This is a genomic window from Xanthomonas euroxanthea (assembly GCF_903989455.1).
In the GTDB taxonomy this organism is placed as follows: Bacteria; Pseudomonadota; Gammaproteobacteria; order Xanthomonadales; family Xanthomonadaceae; genus Xanthomonas; species Xanthomonas euroxanthea.
Window position 1 is genome coordinate 337,769 of the sequence record NZ_LR861803.1, and the last position, 17,275, is coordinate 355,043.

General features: G+C 67.2%; 16 protein-coding genes. 9 read left to right on the top strand and 7 right to left on the bottom strand.

Translation table 11 applies throughout. From position 1 onward, the window contains the following. Positions 1–52 precede the first annotated feature (52 nt). The 5 genes from zapE to H7A86_RS01425 all read left to right on the top strand — a co-directional run bounded on the left by zapE (position 53) and on the right by H7A86_RS01425 (position 3,915). Positions 53–1,147, top strand: coding sequence for a cell division protein ZapE (gene zapE / locus H7A86_RS01405; RefSeq protein WP_104649585.1), 1,095 nt, complete (start codon positions 53–55; stop codon positions 1,145–1,147). Positions 1,148–1,149: 2 nt separating this feature from the next. Next, entirely contained in the window at positions 1,150–1,830 is a 681-nt protein-coding gene (locus tag H7A86_RS01410; protein WP_232099183.1) for a hypothetical protein, read from the top strand. Positions 1,831–1,936: 106 nt separating this feature from the next. Beyond that, on the top strand, positions 1,937–2,398 hold the full coding sequence (locus H7A86_RS01415) for a MarR family winged helix-turn-helix transcriptional regulator (protein WP_119130199.1): 462 nt from the start codon (positions 1,937–1,939) through the stop codon (positions 2,396–2,398). 104 nt (positions 2,399–2,502) lie between these two features. Then, on the top strand, positions 2,503–2,931 hold the full coding sequence (locus H7A86_RS01420) for an organic hydroperoxide resistance protein (protein ID WP_104583929.1): 429 nt from the start codon (positions 2,503–2,505) through the stop codon (positions 2,929–2,931). A gap of 282 nt (positions 2,932–3,213) precedes the next feature. Next, entirely contained in the window at positions 3,214–3,915 is a 702-nt protein-coding gene (locus H7A86_RS01425; RefSeq protein ID WP_119130201.1) for an alpha/beta fold hydrolase, read from the top strand. 258 nt (positions 3,916–4,173) lie between these two features. Here H7A86_RS01425 and H7A86_RS01430 read toward each other — a convergent pair whose 3' ends face one another. After that, on the bottom strand, positions 4,174–5,037 hold the full coding sequence (locus H7A86_RS01430; protein WP_119130203.1) for a DUF2884 family protein: 864 nt from the start codon (positions 5,035–5,037) through the stop codon (positions 4,174–4,176). Between the two features lie 160 nt (positions 5,038–5,197). Between H7A86_RS01430 and H7A86_RS01435 the strand changes: the two genes are divergently transcribed. Then, entirely contained in the window at positions 5,198–5,608 is a 411-nt protein-coding gene (locus H7A86_RS01435) for a hypothetical protein (protein ID WP_164739289.1), read from the top strand. 79 nt (positions 5,609–5,687) lie between these two features. On the opposite strand, the gene H7A86_RS01440 is transcribed toward H7A86_RS01435, so the two are convergent. From H7A86_RS01440 to H7A86_RS01455, 4 genes are all read right to left on the bottom strand, one after another. Further along, on the bottom strand, positions 5,688–5,990 hold the full coding sequence (locus H7A86_RS01440) for a hypothetical protein (RefSeq protein ID WP_119130207.1): 303 nt from the start codon (positions 5,988–5,990) through the stop codon (positions 5,688–5,690). A 146-nt stretch (positions 5,991–6,136) separates the two neighbouring features. Then, positions 6,137–6,940: a 2,5-didehydrogluconate reductase DkgB gene (gene dkgB, locus H7A86_RS01445; RefSeq protein WP_119130209.1), complete on the bottom strand. Its 804-nt coding sequence runs from the start codon at positions 6,938–6,940 to the stop codon at positions 6,137–6,139. A gap of 69 nt (positions 6,941–7,009) precedes the next feature. Then, positions 7,010–8,038 carry an NADP-dependent oxidoreductase gene (locus tag H7A86_RS01450; protein ID WP_119130211.1) on the bottom strand — a complete coding sequence of 343 codons (1,029 nt, stop codon included), beginning with the start codon at positions 8,036–8,038 and terminating at the stop codon, positions 7,010–7,012. A gap of 119 nt (positions 8,039–8,157) precedes the next feature. Continuing rightward, positions 8,158–9,129, bottom strand: a complete 972-nt coding sequence (locus H7A86_RS01455) for an aldo/keto reductase (protein ID WP_104583922.1) — start codon at positions 9,127–9,129, stop codon at positions 8,158–8,160. 230 nt (positions 9,130–9,359) lie between these two features. On the opposite strand from H7A86_RS01455, the gene H7A86_RS01460 reads away from it, so the two are divergent. Continuing rightward, positions 9,360–10,214 carry a class I SAM-dependent methyltransferase gene (locus H7A86_RS01460; protein WP_053046057.1) on the top strand — a complete coding sequence of 285 codons (855 nt, stop codon included), beginning with the start codon at positions 9,360–9,362 and terminating at the stop codon, positions 10,212–10,214. Between the two features lie 346 nt (positions 10,215–10,560). Beyond that, complete coding sequence (locus H7A86_RS01465) at positions 10,561–11,133, top strand: pseudouridine synthase (RefSeq protein WP_119130213.1); 573 nt, start codon at positions 10,561–10,563, stop codon at positions 11,131–11,133. Positions 11,134–11,494: 361 nt separating this feature from the next. On the opposite strand, the gene H7A86_RS01470 is transcribed toward H7A86_RS01465, so the two are convergent. Beyond that, complete coding sequence (locus H7A86_RS01470) at positions 11,495–11,926, bottom strand: hypothetical protein (protein WP_119130215.1); 432 nt, start codon at positions 11,924–11,926, stop codon at positions 11,495–11,497. Between the two features lie 302 nt (positions 11,927–12,228). Next, positions 12,229–14,730, bottom strand: coding sequence for an ATP-dependent helicase HrpB (gene hrpB, locus H7A86_RS01475; protein WP_119130217.1), 2,502 nt, complete (start codon positions 14,728–14,730; stop codon positions 12,229–12,231). A 182-nt stretch (positions 14,731–14,912) separates the two neighbouring features. Between hrpB and H7A86_RS01480 the strand changes: the two genes are divergently transcribed. Further along, on the top strand, positions 14,913–17,030 hold the full coding sequence (locus H7A86_RS01480) for a methyl-accepting chemotaxis protein (RefSeq protein ID WP_180707999.1): 2,118 nt from the start codon (positions 14,913–14,915) through the stop codon (positions 17,028–17,030). Positions 17,031–17,275: the final 245 nt, after the last annotated feature.

Sequence of the window (17,275 nt, forward strand, 5' to 3'; positions counted from 1 at the left end):
CGGCGATGCGCCGTTGAGCGGGCAAGGCAGCAGCCGGCCCGCGGAGAACACGATGAGTGAGATGACCCCGTCGCAGCGCTACGCCGCCGGCGTACAACGCGGCGACTGGCGCGCCGACCCCGCGCAGCAGGCGGCCCTGGCGGAACTGGATCGTATCCACGAGGCACTGGTGGACAGCGCGCAGGACGGCTGGCTGGATCGGCTGTCGGCGTTCTGGAAGAAGCCCGAGCCGGTGCGCGGCCTGTATTTCTGGGGTGGGGTGGGGCGCGGCAAGACCTTTCTGGTCGACCTGTTCTACGACGGCCTGCCGATCAAGCAGAAATACCGCACGCATTTCCATCGTTTCATGCGCGGGGTGCACGAGCAATTGCGCGAGCACGCCGGGCAGAGCGATCCGCTGGCCAAGATCGCGCAGCAGTGGCGGGAGAATCTGCGCGTGCTGGTGCTGGACGAATTCTTCGTCACCGACATCGGCGATGCAATGCTGCTGGCGCGCCTGCTGGAACGCCTGTTCGCCGAAGGCGTGACCCTGGTGACCACCTCCAACACCGCGCCGGAAAACCTCTACGCCAACGGCCTGCAACGCGACAGCTTCATGCCGGCGATCGGCCTGCTGCAGAAGTTCTGCGTGGAACTCTATGCCGAAGGCACCGAAGATTACCGCATGCGCGCGCTGACGCGCTCGCCGGTGTATCGCGCGCCGCTGGATGCGCAGGCCGACGCGTGGCTGCTGCAGCGCTGGGGCGAACTGAGCGGAAATTCCGAGGCGCGCAGCGGCAACATCGAAATCGAGGCACGCAAGATTGCCGTGCGTGCGCGCGGCAAGAGCATCGCCTGGTTCGATTTTGCCGCGCTGTGCGAGGGCCCGCGCGGCCCGGGCGACTATATCGAGATCGCGCGTGAGTTCACCACCGTGTTGCTGGGCGGCATCCCGCACTTCGACCGCATGAACGAGGACGCCGCGCGCCGCTTCGTCAATCTGATCGACGAGTTGTACGACCGCCATGTCAACCTGGTCTGCACCGCGCAGGACGCCCCGCCGGCGTTGTACAGCGGCCAGCGCCTGGCCGGCGCATTCGAGCGCACCGCCTCGCGCCTGATCGAGATGCAGAGCGCCGACTATCTGGCCACCGCGCATCGCGCATAGACATGCAGGCGCGCCCCGGCCCCGGACTCCACAAGATCGTCGTTGCCGACGAAGACCGCGGCCTGGGCCAGTTCGGCGGCGGTGCCTGGTTGCACGATGCCGCGCAATGGCCAACGGATCCAGCGACCGGGCAGCCGATGCTGCCCATCGTCATGCTTACCGGGTCGTTCCTGCCCACGCCGTATCTGCCCGAGGAGATGGCGCTGACCGTCTTCGCCTCAATCGAACGACCTGGCGGCGGTCGCAGCCGATCGTCGCTCCGCAGGCTCACCGTCAATCAGCAAGGTGAATGCGACAAGCTCGCACTGGGCCACAGCAAGGTGCTGCTGCATCGACGTGCCGCGCAGGAGGTGTGCGTCGGTGACGGTGCGTTGTTGCTGGGGCGTCATTGGATCGGTCTGCAGCCATTCAATGACGACGACATGGCCGAAGAACTGGAAGACGACGACAACGGCGCAGGCATGAGCAAGCAACTTGGGCGACCGTGCTGGGTGCACGATCCCATCCATACGAGCCCGCGCTACTACTTCCTTGCCCAGTTTGTAGAGTCGCAATTACGCCGCGTCGATCCCGGCTACGCCGGCCTGTTCGGTGATGGCACCGGTTATCTGTTTGCAGACCAGCGCGCCAGGAAGCTGGGCGACGGCGCGGCGGCGGGGCATTTCTTCATCCAGTTCACCTGAGCCGTGGCTCAGGGCGGTGGTGTGGCAGTGGCGCAGCCGCTTACCCGCGACAACGGCACACCGGAAATCGCTTGCTATTAAATAGCGTGCGATGTAGATTGCAGCCATGGACACCGCCACAGCCCCCACCGCCCGGACCGACGCGCTGCTACAGCTCGACAACCAGCTGTGCTTTGCGCTGTATTCGGCCAACCTGGCGATGCACAAGCTCTACCGCGGGCTGCTCAAGACGCTGGACCTGACCTATCCGCAATATCTGGTGCTGCTGGTGCTGTGGGAAACCGACGGCCGCAGCGTGTCGGAGATCGGCGAGCGCCTGTTCCTGGACTCGGCCACGCTGACCCCGCTGCTCAAGCGGCTGCAGGCCGCCGGACTGGTCACCCGCACGCGCGCTGCCAGCGACGAGCGTCAGGTGATCATCGCGCTGACCGATAGCGGCCGCGCGCTGCGCGCCAAGGCCGGCGCAGTACCCGAGCAGGTCTTCTGTGCCTCGGCGTGTTCCCTGGAGGAACTGCGTCACCTCAAGCAGCAGCTGGAGACATTACGTTCCAACCTCGGCGTGGGGTAAGGCGAGCCAGCAGTGCCTATATACCATGCAACATGTCGCACACGATTCAATCGCCAACTATTCATTAACATCACGCGCTGACAGCGCTCACCTGGAGAACCACCATGGCTGTACTTGAAAAAGTCCTCTACACCGCCCACGCCACTGCCACCGGTGGCCGCGAAGGCCGCGCCGTGTCTTCCGACAAGGCCCTGGATGCCAAGCTGTCCACCCCGCGCGAGCTGGGCGGTGCCGGCGGCGATGGCACCAACCCGGAGCAGCTGTTCGCTGCCGGCTACGCTGCCTGCTTCATCGGCGCGATGAAGGCTGTCGCGGCCCAGGACAAGCTCAAGCTGCCGGGCGAAGTGAGCATCGACAGCAGCGTCGGCATCGGCCAGATTCCGGGCGGCTTCGGCATTGCCGTGGAACTGCGCATCGCAGTGCCGGGCATGGATCAGGCCGAACTGCAGGCGCTGGTCGACAAGGCCCACCAGGTCTGCCCGTACTCCAACGCGACCCGCGGCAACATCGACGTCACCCTGACCCTGGCCTGATCCACGCCAGCATCGCCACCCGCGCCATGGGGTGGCGCCAGAAACGGCCCGGCGCATGCGTCGGGCCGTTTTGTTGCAGCAGCGCGGCGCTGCTGCGCAGAACCACCGGCGACCGGCGTCGCCGACAGCGCAACCTGGCACGCCCGCGGGACGACACGCCATAGCAGTCGATGCGACGCGCATCTGGATGCGCATGCATGTGCTGGTGATGTGCATCGCTGCGCGGCACACTGTGGCGATGACAGTGCCTGTTTCTGCGCCCTCGATCGGACGCTGCTGCGCATGAGCGCAACGCGTTCCACCTTGTTACTGCTTCCCGGTCTGCTCAACGATGCGCAGTTGTGGCACGCCCAGCGCGTGGCACTGGCCGACGTTGCTGACTGCGTGGTCGGCGACCTCACCCAGGGCGGGAGCATGCGCGCGCTGGCAACGCAGCTGCTGGCGCAGATGCCGCCGCGCTTTGCATTGGCGGGGTTTTCGCTGGGTGGCTATGTCGCGCAGGACATCCTGCGTATCGCCCCTGAGCGCGTCGAGCGGCTGGCGTTGCTGGATACCTCTGCACGTGCCGACTCGCCCGAGCGCGCGGCACAACGGCGCGCGCAGGAAGCGAGCGTGCGTGGCGCCAGTGCCTTCCACGGATTCGGCGAACGGCTGCTGCGGCACTATGTGCACCCCTCGCGCTGGCACGACGAGGCCTTGCTGGAACGGGTGCGTGGCATGACCCAGCGTCTGGGCGTGGAGGTATTCCTGCGGCAGAACCGGCTGGAGCGGGAGGACGGCCGCGCACTGCTGCGCGCCTATGCCGGCCCGCTGTTGGTGCTGTGCGGTCAGGACGATGCGATCACTCCGCCTGCATTGCACGAGGAAATGGCCGCACTGGCAGCACACGCGCGGCTGGTAAAGGTGCCTGCCTGCGGGCATCTGTCGCCACTGGAGCAGCCGCAGGCGGTATCGGATGCGCTGCGCCACTGGTTGCTCACCTGACGCTGCGGCAGCCGAGCTGACGCAACCACGCCTGTGGCCGTGCGACCGCCCTGCGGCAGAGGGTATCAACCAGCGCGGACTGAGCCAGCTCCAGACCAGCGGTTCTGGCAAGACCATCAACGCGCCGTTGGCTGATACGTGATGCATGCATGCACCATGTCATGCGCACTCACCGCAACCGGACAGCCGACGCGAGCCAGTGTGCTGCGAGAACCGATTTGCAGGTACGCCCATGCCGCCTGCACTGCATCGCCGCTGTCAGTGCGCCGCCGTCACCACGACGCTGTTGGACGCCGGTACATCGGATTGATCGTTCTGCCGGTGCGTGTCGAGTTCCAGCATCTGCAGCCGCTCGCCCTGGAAGCGATATTCCAGCGCCTGCTGCAGCCCATACAGTGCCTGCGCCTGCGTGCACAGCGTCCGTGCCTGCGCTTCCAGCGCCTGACTGCGTGCCTGCATCTGCTGCTCCATGCGTGCGTCCAGTTGTTCGCCGCGCTGCTCCAGCTGCGCAGTGCGTCCGGTCATCACCGTCCACATGACGCTGCGGGTCAGGCTGCCGGCCAGGGCGTCGGCAGCGCGTTCGACACTGGCTTCGAACCGTTCGTCGAACAGTGCCTGTTCCCAGCGCCCACGCCCCAGCGTGGCATCGACCTGCGCAAGCGCGGTGCCGCGCAGGCGCTCGACCTTGCGCTCCTGGCGCGTACTGTCGGTGAGCATCTGCACCACCCCGGCCAGTGCGTCGAAGCTGATGTCGACCACCGAGCGGGCAATGGCGGTCACGGCCGGCATCAAGGCGCGGGCACCTTGCTCGAGGTCGCGCAGGCGTTGCGCATCGGCAGCGCTGACCGGTTGTGGCTGGCGGTCGATGTTGAGCTCGCCACCGTGGAAGAAAATCTCGCGCGGTATGCCTTGCTTGCGACGCAGCCAGATGCCGCCGCTGTCGGCCAGCACGTCGTAGGAGGTCCTGACATCGCACTGCTCGGCGGACACCTGCGGCCTGGCGGCTGTGGCCTGTGCGCTACAGGCCGCCAGCAGCAGCGGGGCCAGGACGGTGGGCAAGCGCATGACGATGCCTGGGAGCGGGGATGCGGCAGCATGGCGTGCGGCTGCGCGCCTTGCCATGGGCAGGAAGTCAGGGTGCCGCGGCGGCGGCCGGGGCCGATGGCGCACCGCGTGAGCGGGGTCGAGCATCGGCGCGCCCACATCTTTCAAACGTTTGGCTCACTCGATACTCACGGTGTATGGTGTGAATTATGTTGCACAGCAGCATCGGAGCTCAGCAATGCGCGACTCACGCATCGACAAGGTTGATCTGGCACTCACCGAGATTGCCAAGGACCCATCGGAGAAGGTGGCGCTCTGGCAGTGGGCGTGCCGCGAGATGCTGCACGAGACGCTGATCGGCATGCACCAACTCTCGCATCTGGCCGGCATTTCCCAGCAGGTTGCCAACGACTGGCGCGCACCGGTGGACGTGATTGCACCGGAAAAGCCGTACCTGGCCGCTTCCGCACTGGCCGACCGCCGTCTGCCGCAGGTGCTCGATGGCCTGGGCAATACCCACGACGACAACGCCCGCGCCACGCTGTGGCGGCTGCGCTATGCCAGCCTGATCGCCGCCACGCTGCAGGGCATGCAGGCACTGGCCGACAAGCACCGCATCGATCGCCAGGCGATGGCGCTGGGGCAGTGAGCTGAAACGCTGCGCGGCCGCACGGGCTGCGCAGTGGTCGCAGTGGTCGCAGTGGTCACGTTAGGTCAGGACGCTCGCTTCAATGCCGGACCGCGGTTTCTTCCAGATGGCGCCAGGCATGCCGCACGATCCAGCGCGCCTGGTCCCAGGGCACCGACAGCATCGGTCGATAATGGTAATAGCCGTCCTGCAGCACGCGGTACAGCTGTGCTTCGGTCGCGCGCGGATAGGCCAGATAGATGTCGTAGCCGAGCGTCAGTAACCGGGCGTAATCGGCAAAGGCGTAGCCACCCAGATGGCCTTCGGCGTGGACATCGCGCCAGTAGGCGATCTCTGTATCGAGATTGACGGTGCGGCGGGTCAAGACAGATGCGCTATGCATGGGTAGGACTCCGTTGCCGAGGCTACCCCCCTGTGCCTGGCACCGTAGCAGCGCCTGCCGTGTGCAACCAGCACGCGACGACGAGCGGTCGCCGCGGTGGCGGGGCCACGGACCGGACAGCGCCGATCCGTGGCGACACCGGGACCTCAATCCCAGTCGGGTGCGATCGCCTTCGGATTGGCCAGGCGCTGGGCGCGGTCCAGGGCGGCGATCTCGGTCATGTCCTGCTCGCTCAACCGCAGCGTTTGCGCCTTGAGATTGCTTTCGAGATTGTCGCGCTTGGTCGAGGACGGAATCACCGAATACCCCTGCTGCAAGGCCCAGGCCAGCGTGACCTGCGCCGCAGTAGCGTCGTGGCGCGCAGCGATTGCCTGGATCACCGGATCCTTCAGTACCTCGCCCACGGCCAGTGTCATGTACGAGGTGACATGGATACCCTGCTCGCGCAAGAACGCGATCAGGGTGCGGTTCTGCAGGTAGGGATGCACTTCGATCTGATTGGTGGCGATGGCATCGGCGCCCAGGATCTCGATGGCCTGCCTGATCAGCGCGATGGTGAAGTTGGACACACCGATCGCACGGGTCAGGCCCTGCTGCCGAGCCTCGTTCAAGGCTTCCAGATACTCGCGCATCGGCACCTGATCCTTCGGCGAAGGCCAGTGGATCAGGGTCAGATCGACATGGTCGGTGCCCAGTTTGCGCAGGCTGTCCTGCAGGCTGGGCAGCAAGGCGCTGCGTTCGAACTTGTCGACCCAGATCTTGGTGGTCAGGTACAGCTGGTCGCGCGGCAGCCCGGAGGCGGCGATGGCCTGGCCAACCTGCTCTTCGTTGTCGTAGATCTGCGCGGTATCGATGGCGCGGTAGCCCAACTCCAGTGCGTTGCGCACCGAGTCGATGACGACCTGGTCCTTGAGGCGAAAGGTACCGAGGCCGAATGCGGGGACTGTCATTGTGTTCCTTTGGTAATCGGGAATGGGGAATCGTAAAAGCGGGGAACGTATCCGGCGCTGCGAGTCGAGCTAGTCGAGGGCAACGACGGCCTTGCCGAAGTTCTCGCCGCGCAGCAGGCTGATCAGGCCCTGCGGGGCGCTGTCCAGGCCGTGCAGGACGTGTTCGCGGTACTGGATCTGGCCCTCGCCCAGCCACTGGCCCATCTCGCGCAGGAAGGCGGGCATCAGGCGGATGAAATCGTGCTGGATGAAGCCGCGCACGGTCAGCCGCTTGCGCAGCACCTGGCCCATGAACTCCGGCAGGCGATCCGGCCCCGGCGAGGCCTGGCCGCGGCTGTTGTAGGTGGCGATCACGCCGCAGACCGGGATGCGCGCGAAGTCGTTCAATTGCGGCAGTACCGCATCGAAGACCTTGCCGCCGACATTCTCGAAGTAGACGTCGATCCCGTCCGGGGTGGCCGCGCGCAGCTGCTCGGCGAAGTCGTCGGCGCGGTGGTCCAGTGCCACGTCCACGCGCAGCACCTCGCGCAGGTACCGCACCTTTTCCTCGCCACCGGCAATGGCCACCACGCGCAGGCCCTGCAGGCGCGCCAGCTGGGCCACGGTAGCGCCGACCGGCCCGCTGGCCGCCGCCACCACCAGGGTTTCGCCGGCCTGCGGCTTGCCGATTTCGTGCAGGCCGGCGTAGGCGGTGAAGCCGGGCATGCCGTACACGCCCAGCGCCGTGCTGGGCGGCAGGGCATCGTCCTTGGGTAGCTTGCGCAGTGGTGTGGTGGGCGTGAGCAGGCTATGGCTCTGCCAACCGCCGGGCAGCACCAGCAGGTCGCCGGGCTGATAGCCGGCATGGTGCGATTCGAGCACCTCGCCGACGGTGCCGCCTTCCATCACCGCGTCGATCTCCACCGGTGCGGCGTAGGACGGGCCGTCGTCCATGCGTCCGCGCATGTACGGGTCCAGCGACAGGAAGCGATTGCGCACCAGGATCTGTTCGTGCCCGGTGGGCGGCAGGGCAACCTCTTCAATGCGGAAATTGTCGGCGCTCGGCTCGCCGTGCGGGCGTGAGGCCAGCACGATGCGGCGGTTGGTGATCGATGTCATGGGGATTCCTTGCGGAAAGGGCCGCGCGTACGCGGCCGGAAGGCACAGCCGCGCTGGCGGCTGCACGCGGGAAGACGTGTGTCCGTCGCTGCGATGCGCGCGTGCTGCAAACCGATGCGTCAGGCCGCGTCGGCCGGCTCGGGGGCGCTTGCGGCATCGAGCTGTGCAATCTGATCGGCGCTCAGCGACAGCTGTGCAGCGGCCAGCACATCGTGCAACTGGGTCACGCTGGTGGCACTGACGATCGGTGCGGTCAGGCCCGGACGCGCGATCAGCCAGGCCAGTGCGATCTGGGCCGGCGTCGCAGTGTGGGTGGCCGCCAGATCGTCCAGCGCCTGCAGGATGCGCAGGCCGCGCGGATTGACGTATTGCTTGACCACCGAGGCGCCACGCGCGCTGCTCTTGCCGGCGTCGTCGGCGCTGCGGTACTTGCCGGTCAGAAAGCCGCTGGCCAGCGAGTAGTAGCTGATCACGCCGAGCTCGCGCTCGCGCACCAGCGGCTCCAGCTCGGCTTCATAGCCGGCGCGATCGTAGAGGTTGTATTCCGGTTGCAGGCTTTCGTAACGCGGCAGCTTGTACTGCTCGGAAACATCCAGTGCGTCGCGCAGGCGGGCGGCGCTGTAGTTGGACGCACCGATCGCGCGCACCTTGCCCTGTTCGATCAAGCGGCCGAACGCGGCCAGCGTGGCTTCCAGCGGAATCGATGCGTCGTCTTCGTGCGCCTGGTACAGATCGATCACATCGGTCTGTAGACGGCGCAGCGAATCGTCCACGGCAGCGGCGATATTCTCCGGCGACAGGCCCGGATGCTCGCTCCACTTGGCCACCTTGGTGGCGATCAACACCTTGTCGCGTTTGCCGCTGCGTGCGAGCCAGCGCCCGATGATGGTTTCCGACTCGCCACCGCGGTTGCCCGGCACCCAGCCGGAGTACGCATCGGCGGTGTCGACCAGATTGAAACCGGCATCGACGAAGGCATCGAGCAACGCAAACGAGGTCGCCTCGTCGGCGCTCCAGCCAAACACATTGCCACCGAACACGATCGGTTGAACCTGCAGGCCGGAGCGGCCTAACGCGCGGGAATGGGTCATCACGGATGCTCCTGATTCGAACTGCCGACAGCATAGTCATGCGTGTCGATGTTGCGTGTGACACCTGCGTGGATTCTGCGTTCCGCCGATCGCCCTCATCGACTCACATCATTTGAACATGTCGCTTCCCGCCTGGTGCGGCGCGTCATGCGGCGCTTGGATCCATGCACATGGCAGGCTTCCGGCCGCATGCTAGGCTCGCGCTACTTTTTCCCGCAAAGGGCGCTGCGATGATCCGCAACAAGCTGGTGTGTGCATGTGTGGTGGGGATGGCAGTGGCGATGAGCGCGCCACTGGCAATGGCAATGAAACCGGCCGATAGCGCCAGCCTGCCGGCGCCCGACGCGGCGCTGCAGAAAGCCATCGACGGCAACTGGCGCGATCGTGTCTACGTACAGCGCGATGTCTATCGTCATCCGGGCCAGACGCTGGCGTTCTTCGGCATCAAGCCGACCCAGACCGTCATCGAAATCACGCCGGGCGGCGGTTGGTACTCGGAGATCCTGGCGCCGTACCTGCGCGACAAGGGCAAGTACGTGGCGGCAGTGGTCGACCCGGCCGCGGTGCCGGAAGGCCGTGGCCGCGATTCGGCACAGCGCGGGCGCGACGAGCTGGAGAAGAAGTTTGCCGCCAAGCCGCAGGTGTACGGCAAGCCGTCGTTCGTCTCCTATGTGCCCAAGACGCCCTCGTTCGGCGTGGACAATTCGGCCGACCTGGTGCTGACCTTCCGCAACGTGCACAACTGGCGCATGGCCGGCAATGCCGAGGCGATGTTTGCCGGCTTCTACAAGGTGCTCAAGCCCGGCGGTGTACTCGGCGTGGTCGAGCACCGTGCCAAGGCCGACGTGCCGGCCGACGACAAGAGCGGCTATGTCGGCCAGGCGCAGTTGATTGCCATGGCCGAAGCGGCCGGGTTCAAGCTGGCCGGCAAGAGCGAGGTCAACGCCAATCCGCGCGACACCAAGGACTATCCCGGTGGCGTGTGGACGTTGCCGCCGAGCAACAGCCACGACAAGGCCGACGATGCCAAGTACAAGGCGATCGGCGAGAGCGACCGCATGACCCTGAAGTTCGTCAAGCAGTGAGGCTTTGCCTGCATGCCGACGCATCGCGCGTCGGCGTGCAGGTCTTTGGCGGTGCGTCGCTGCTGGAATGACGTGCGCCATGCGATGACGGCGCTACCAGGCGCACAGCCGTACAGATAGCGCGGCCAGCGCAGTGACGGCCAGCCAGGCCGACGCTGCGGTGGTCGCCCGCAGCAGGCCAATGCTGCAGCAGCGCCCGCGTCGCGATGCTCGCTGCATCAGCGTTCACCGCCGTTGCGGGCAGGTGCAGCGCCTCGGCGTCGCGCGCGGCGCGATTTCTTCAACCCGGTGCACGACCCACGCGCCACGCGCGTGGCATGCAACGCTCTTGCGCAACAGGACTGGCATGTTGGTGTTGTTGAACAAACCCTATGGCGTGCTGTCGCAATTCAGCGACCGCTCGCAGCCGCCCAAACGCACGCTGGCCGAATTCGGCCTGCCGGCCGATGTGTACGCGGCGGGCCGTCTGGATCACGACAGCGAAGGCTTGTTGTTGCTGACCGACGATGGCGCATTGGCGCATCGCCTGACCGACCCGCGCCACAAGCAACCCAAGACCTATTGGGTGCAGGTGGAAGGCGACCCGGCGCCTGCGCACCTGCAGGCCTTGCGCGATGGCGTGCTGCTCAACGACGGCCCGACCCGTCCGGCCAAGGTGCGCAGGCTCGACCCGGCACCGGACCTGTGGCCCCGCGATCCGCCGGTGCGGGCCCGCAAGACCGTGCCCGATGCCTGGCTGGAACTGCAGATCACCGAAGGCCGCAATCGCCAGGTGCGGCGCATGACCGCCTCGGTCGGCCTTCCGACCCTGCGTCTGATCCGCGTGGCGATCGGCGACTGGAGACTGGATGCGCTTGCGCCCGGCCAATGGCGCGTCGAACAGCCGCATGCGGCGCGGCCGGGCAGGACGCGACGCTGAGCCTGGTGCGTCCGGTCCAGCGACCGTCATGCCGCAGGGCGCGTGCAACATCCTCGGCAGGAGCGATCACGCACAGGCAGGCAACGGTTGCCTGCCTGGATGGCGAACCCACGCAGCATTGCCTCGACCCGCCATGCGTCAGGACCTGCATGACGACCGCAGCGGCATGAGCGTGGGCAGGCAAGGCGATCACATGTGATCGGTGATGGCCGCTCATGCGTACAGGCAATGCCGCGCCACTCGACCACATACGTACTGCGTGCCGGTGGCACGTTCGTCGCGTGGTGGTGCCGATGTCATCCACAAACAACAACGCCACGGCACAGGGCCGTGGCGTTGTCGCTTCGCTTGGCAGTACGGCTTATTCGATGCCGTCGCTCGGCGTCACTGCGCCGCGGCGCTGGTAGGCCGCACGACGTGCGCTGGCATTGCTGGCGTTTTCGCGATCCAGGCGGTGCACGTTGCCGCCGGGGAGCTGCTGGTCACGCTGGCGCTTGCGATACACGGCATAACCGATCAGGCCCATGCCGGCGACGGCAGCGGCCACGGTGACGGCCGGGTTGCGCTTGACCACTTTGCCAACGACCTTGCCGCCGGTCCGCACGGCACCCAGTGCTGCGCCGGTCTTCAACCATTCGCTGGCGCCCGGGCCGAAATGACGCAGGCTGCTGCCTGCATGACGGGCCTGATCACCAGCATTGGATGCGGCGTGACGCAGGTGGTCGCCAGCATTGCCAGCCAGTTCCAGGGCACGCTCCAGGGCGCGTTCGGTGATCACAGTCAGCTTGCTCATTGGAGGCGTTTCCTTTCTGAGTACGTGGGCCGCAGTGTGTGGGCTGATGCGTATAGACCGTGTTAGCGGTGGTGGAGCTTGTTTGGCTTGCGGTTAAGTAATGCGGTGGGGCGCATTGGGCGCGGGCGTCTGAGTAGCGGTAAATAACAGAGCGATGCGCATCGCGCGTCGCTTCCCTTCTCCCACCGGGAGAAGGTGCCCGAAGGGCGGATGCGGGTACGGGCGATGCCCGCGCGTTGTTCAACCACACGTGGCTTCGCTCGTACCCTCACCCCAGTCCCTCTTCCGCAGGGAGAGGGGCCTCAAGTGCCACGTGGTTTTGCTCTATGGGTTGCAGTCGCAGTCCAAGGATCGTCGGGCCACGGATGTCTGGGATACCGCCCCTTCATCTCCTTCCTGACATCCGGATAGGTCGTGACCCAGAAGCTCTTCAGATCCTGGGTGACCTGCAACGGGCGCCCGCCGGGCGAGAGCAGATGCAGGGTCAGCGGGATGCGGCCGTCGGCAATGCGCGGGGTTTCGGCAAGGCCGAACAGTTCCTGCAACTTGACCGCCAGCACCGGCGGCAACGGCTGCCCGGCGTGGTCGAGGGCGTAGACGATCTGCCGCTCCATGCCCGAGGGCACGCTGATGCGGTTGGGCGCGTGGCGGTCGATCAACTGGCGGCGGTCCCACGGCAGGGCGGCCTTGAGCGCTTCGCCCAGCGTGGCGTCGTCCAGCGCATCCAGGCGGGTCTTGCCGGCGAAGGCCGGGCGCAGCCAGGTGTCCAGGTTGTCCAGCAGCGCCGTATCGGACAGATCGGGCAGCGCCAGCTCGGGCATCCAGGCGCGCAACGATTGCAGGCGTGCACGCCATTGGCGCAGGCCGTCGGTCCAGGGCAAGGCATCCAGGCCCAGCTGACGCACAGCTTCGGTCAGGGCGCCGGCGGCTTGCGCCGGATCGACGCGGCCGGCCGGGCGGCTGTCGAGCACGATGCGGTCGAAGCTGGATTGCCGGCGCGCGACCAGGGCGCGCTTGTCTGCATCCCATTGCACCAGGTCCTGCTGCACGAAGCGCGCTGGCACGCTGCGGCGCAGGTAGCCTTCGTCCACCGGCGCGGCGCGCAGCAGCAGCGCGTCCTTGGCTTCGTAACGCAGTTCGCTGGCGACCAGCCACGGCTCGCCGCGCAGGTCGCTGTGGTCGAACAGGCGCGCGCTGCGGCCGTTGGCGAGCAGGTAGCGCAGCGGGTCGTTGGGGTGGCGCGCGGCAATGCGGTCGGGGAAGGCGTGCGAGAGCAGGTCGCCCAGTGCATGCGCTTCCACGCTGGCAGGCGGGGCGCTGTCGCAGCGCAGCCGGCGTCGCCATTGCTTGGCGGCGCTGTCGATCGCGGCCAGGCCGCCGCGGTTGGCATCGTGCGCGCTGCGGCCTTGCCGGAAGGCAGCCAGTGCGCGCCAGCGCGCGGCCAGCCCATCGCCGCCCTGACGCAGCGGGTCGCGTGCTTCCAGCAAGGCGGCCAGGTCGCAGGCCAGCGCCACGCGGGTCGCGTCGCCGGCCTGCACCAGCATCGCGGCCAGGCGCGGATGGGTGCCCAGCGCGAGCATGCGCCGGCCCAGCGCGGTGATGCCGCCGCTGCCGGTGAGTGCGCCCAGCCGCTGCAGCAACTCGTGCGCGGCAGCCAGCGCGCCGGCCGGCGGTGCATCGACGAAACGCAGCGCGGCGCTGCCCCAGGCGGCCAGTTCCAGCGCCAGGCCGGCCAGTTCCACCTGGGTGATCTCCGCGCGCCGCTGCGGTTCCAGCCGTTGCGACTGCGGCCACAGCCGGTACGCCCAGCCGCTGGCCACGCGCCCCGCGCGGCCGGCGCGCTGGTCGGCCGAGGCCTGCGCAATGGTGGTGATGTCCAGCCGCGAGAAACCGCTGTTGGGGTCGTAGTGCGGCTCGCGCGCCAGCCCGCTGTCGATGACCACGCGCACGCCGGGCAGGGTCACCGAGGACTCGGCCACATTGGTCGCCAGCACCACGCGGCGGCGCCCCGACGGGTCCGGCTGCAGCACCTGGCTTTGCGCTTCCACCGACAGCTCGCCATGCAGCGGCAGCACCTGCACCGCCGGGTCCAGCATGTCCTGCAGGGCGCCGTGCACGCGTGCGATCTCGCGTTGGCCGGGCAGGAACACCAGCACATCGCCCGGATGGGCGGCCAAGGCGTGTTCCACCGCGCGTCGGGCCTGCGGCTCCAGCGCTTCATCGCGGCGCGCGGGGAAGTGCGCGACCTCCACCGGGAAGCTGCGCCCGGCGCTGCTCAGGCGCGGCGCGTCGAGAAAGCCGGCCAGGCGCTCGCCATCGAGCGTGGCCGACATCGCCACGATGCGCAGGTCTTCGCGCACCTGCGCCTGCACGTCCAGCGCCAGCGCCAGGCCGAGGTCGCCGGCCAGATGGCGTTCGTGGAATTCGTCGAACAGCAGCGCGCCGACGTGCTCCAGCGTCGGGTCGTCCTGGATCATGCGAGTCAGGATGCCCTCGGTGACGACCTCGATGCGGGTGCGCGCGGAGGTCTTGTTCTCGAAGCGGATGCGGTAGCCCACGCTCTCGCCGACCGGCTCGCCCAGCTGGCGCGCCATGAACACCGCGGCGCTGCGGGCGGCCACGCGGCGCGGTTCGAGCATCACGATCTTGCGACCGGCCAGCCACGGCGCGTCCAGCAAGGCCAGCGGCACCTGGGTGGTCTTGCCGGCGCCGGGCGGGGCTTCCAGCACCAGCCGCGGATGGGTGGCCAGGCTGTCGCACAGCTGCGGTAGCAGGGGGGAGATCGGAAAAGCAGGCTCGGTCATGCGCGGGAAGGATACGGGGCCGCCACAGATGGCGCGATGGTCGGGCGGACGGGTGAAGCCTGTCGGGGAATCCGGAAGTGCTCACCTCTTTGGGCATTCAAGGCAGATTCTGGCGCCGGGCACTGCTTCAGATCGGTAATACACCTGTCGATAACCGGTGCAATTCCCACTCTGGATGCCCCATGTCTGTTGCCACACCGAAATTCGTCAGCCTGCAAAGCAAGCTGCTCGGCGCGCTCGCGCTGGGTCTGTCGGTCATCCTGCTGTGTGCCCTCGGTGGTTTGGGCACGGCGTGGCTGAGCCTGTCGGGCAAGGTACCGCCGGAGGTGGCGCAGGCCTCCAGCAGCGAGGAGATCACCCGCGACTTCCGCCTGCAGGTGCAGGAGTGGAAGAATGTCCTGATCCGCGGACGCGACCCGGCGCAGCTGGACAAGCACCTGGGCGCCTTCCGCGAGCAGGGCAGGAAGGTGCAGGCAGGCACCGAGGCGCTGGCCAAGGCCACCCGGGATCCGCAGGTGCGAACGCTGGCGCAGGACTTTGCCAAGGCGCATCTGGGCCTGCAGCGCCACTACGAAGCAGCGCTGGGCAAGTTTGCCGAAGCCGGTTACGACACCCAGGTCGGCGACCAGCTGGTCAAGGGCCAGGACCGCGCGCCCAGCCAGACGCTGGAAGCGCTGGTGACGCGCAGCAAGACCCTGGCCGATGCCGCGGTGCTGGCCGGTTCGCAATCGGCGCAGCACAAGCTGGTGCTGTCGGCGGTGGCCACCATCGTGGCGGCGTTGTGCCTGGTGGCGGTGCTGGGCTGGTGGATCCGTCGCTCGATCGTGCGCCCGATCGAACACGTCGCACGCGCGGCGCGCCAGGTGGCAGCCGGCGATCTGTCGGCGCATGCAGCGGTCAGCAATCGCGATGAAATCGGTCTGCTCGGCCAGGCCATGGGCCAGGTGGTCAACACGCTCAGCGATGTCTCCACCGCGCAGGCCGACATGGCGCAGCGCCACGAAGCCGGGCAGATGAGTTACCGCATGGACGCGCAGGCCTTCCCGGGTGCGTACGGCCGCATGGTCGACGACACCAATGGCCTGATCGGCGCACAGGTCGGTCTGATCGGCAACATGCTGCAGGTGATGCAGCATTACGCCGTGGGCGACATGTCGGTGGACATGCCGCGCCTGCCGGGCGAGAAGGCGCAGATCACCGAGGCGATGGACACCACCAAGCGCAACCTGGCGGCGATCAACGGCGAAATCCGTGGCTTGGTCGACGCGGCTGCGGCCGGCGACTTCGCCACGCGCGGAAATGCAGAGGCCTACCAGTTCGAATTCCGCGCCATGGTCAGCGGCGTCAACGGCCTGATGCAGAACGTGGACCAGAACCTGGCCGAGCTGTCGCAACTGCTCAAGGCGATTGCCGATGGCGACCTGACCGCGCGCATGCACGGCAACCAGCAAGGCGTGTTCGCGCGCATGCGCGACGATGCCAACGCCACCGTGCAGCGCCTGACCGATATCGTCGGCGACATCACCCTGGCCGCGCAGACCATCCGCACCGCCTCGGCGGAGATTGCTGCCGGCAACAACGACCTGGCGCAGCGCACCGAACAGCAGGCCGCCAACCTGGAAGAAACCGCCGCCTCGATGGAAGAACTCACCTCCACCGTGCGCCAGAACGCCGACACCGCGCAGCAGGCCAGCCGCGGCGCGCAGGCGGCCGCGGAGATCGCCGGCCGCGGCGGCGAGATGGTGGCCAGCGTGGTCGACACCATGGGCGAGATCGAGGTCTCGTCGAAGAAGATCGCCGAGATCATCAGCGTCATCGACGGCATCGCGTTCCAGACCAACATCCTGGCCTTGAACGCGGCGGTGGAAGCCGCACGGGCGGGCGAACAGGGCCGTGGTTTCGCCGTGGTCGCCTCGGAAGTGCGCGCGCTGGCGCAGCGTTCGGCCGGCGCGGCCAAGGAGATCAAGCACCTGATCGATGCCTCGGTGGACAGCGTGGAGCGTGGCAGCGCGCGCGTGGATCAGGCCGGGCAGACGATGCAGCAGATCGTGCAGTCGGTGCAGCAGGTCACCACCTTGATCGCGGAAATTTCCGCGGCATCGCGCGAGCAGTCGTCCGGCATCGAGCAGGTCGCCCGCACGGTCAACGACATGGACGAAACCACCCAGCGCAATGCCGCACTGGTGGAAGAGGCCTCCGCCGCGGCACGTGCAATGCAAGAGCAGGCGGTGGAACTGAGCGAAGCGGTAGCGGTGTTCCGTCTGGATGCACGCCGGCCGCGCCTGGCGGCTGCGGCGTGACCGACGAATGTCGTGGTTGCCGTCGGTGCGAGGGAGCTCCTGATCGGGCCCCTTCGCGCCGAAGTGCGTAGAGCAGCAGTCGTCAGTGCGTAGGCTTGTACGGAATGATAAAAAAAGCGCGTATCTGTTTTTGATGAGGGCTTGTTGAGGTGCGACATAATCATGCCTGGACCTTGCCAGTCAGCGGTCTCGCCTAATCCAACAAGGTCCACGTGGCCTTTTAGTGGCCCGGAGACGGTAGTGAT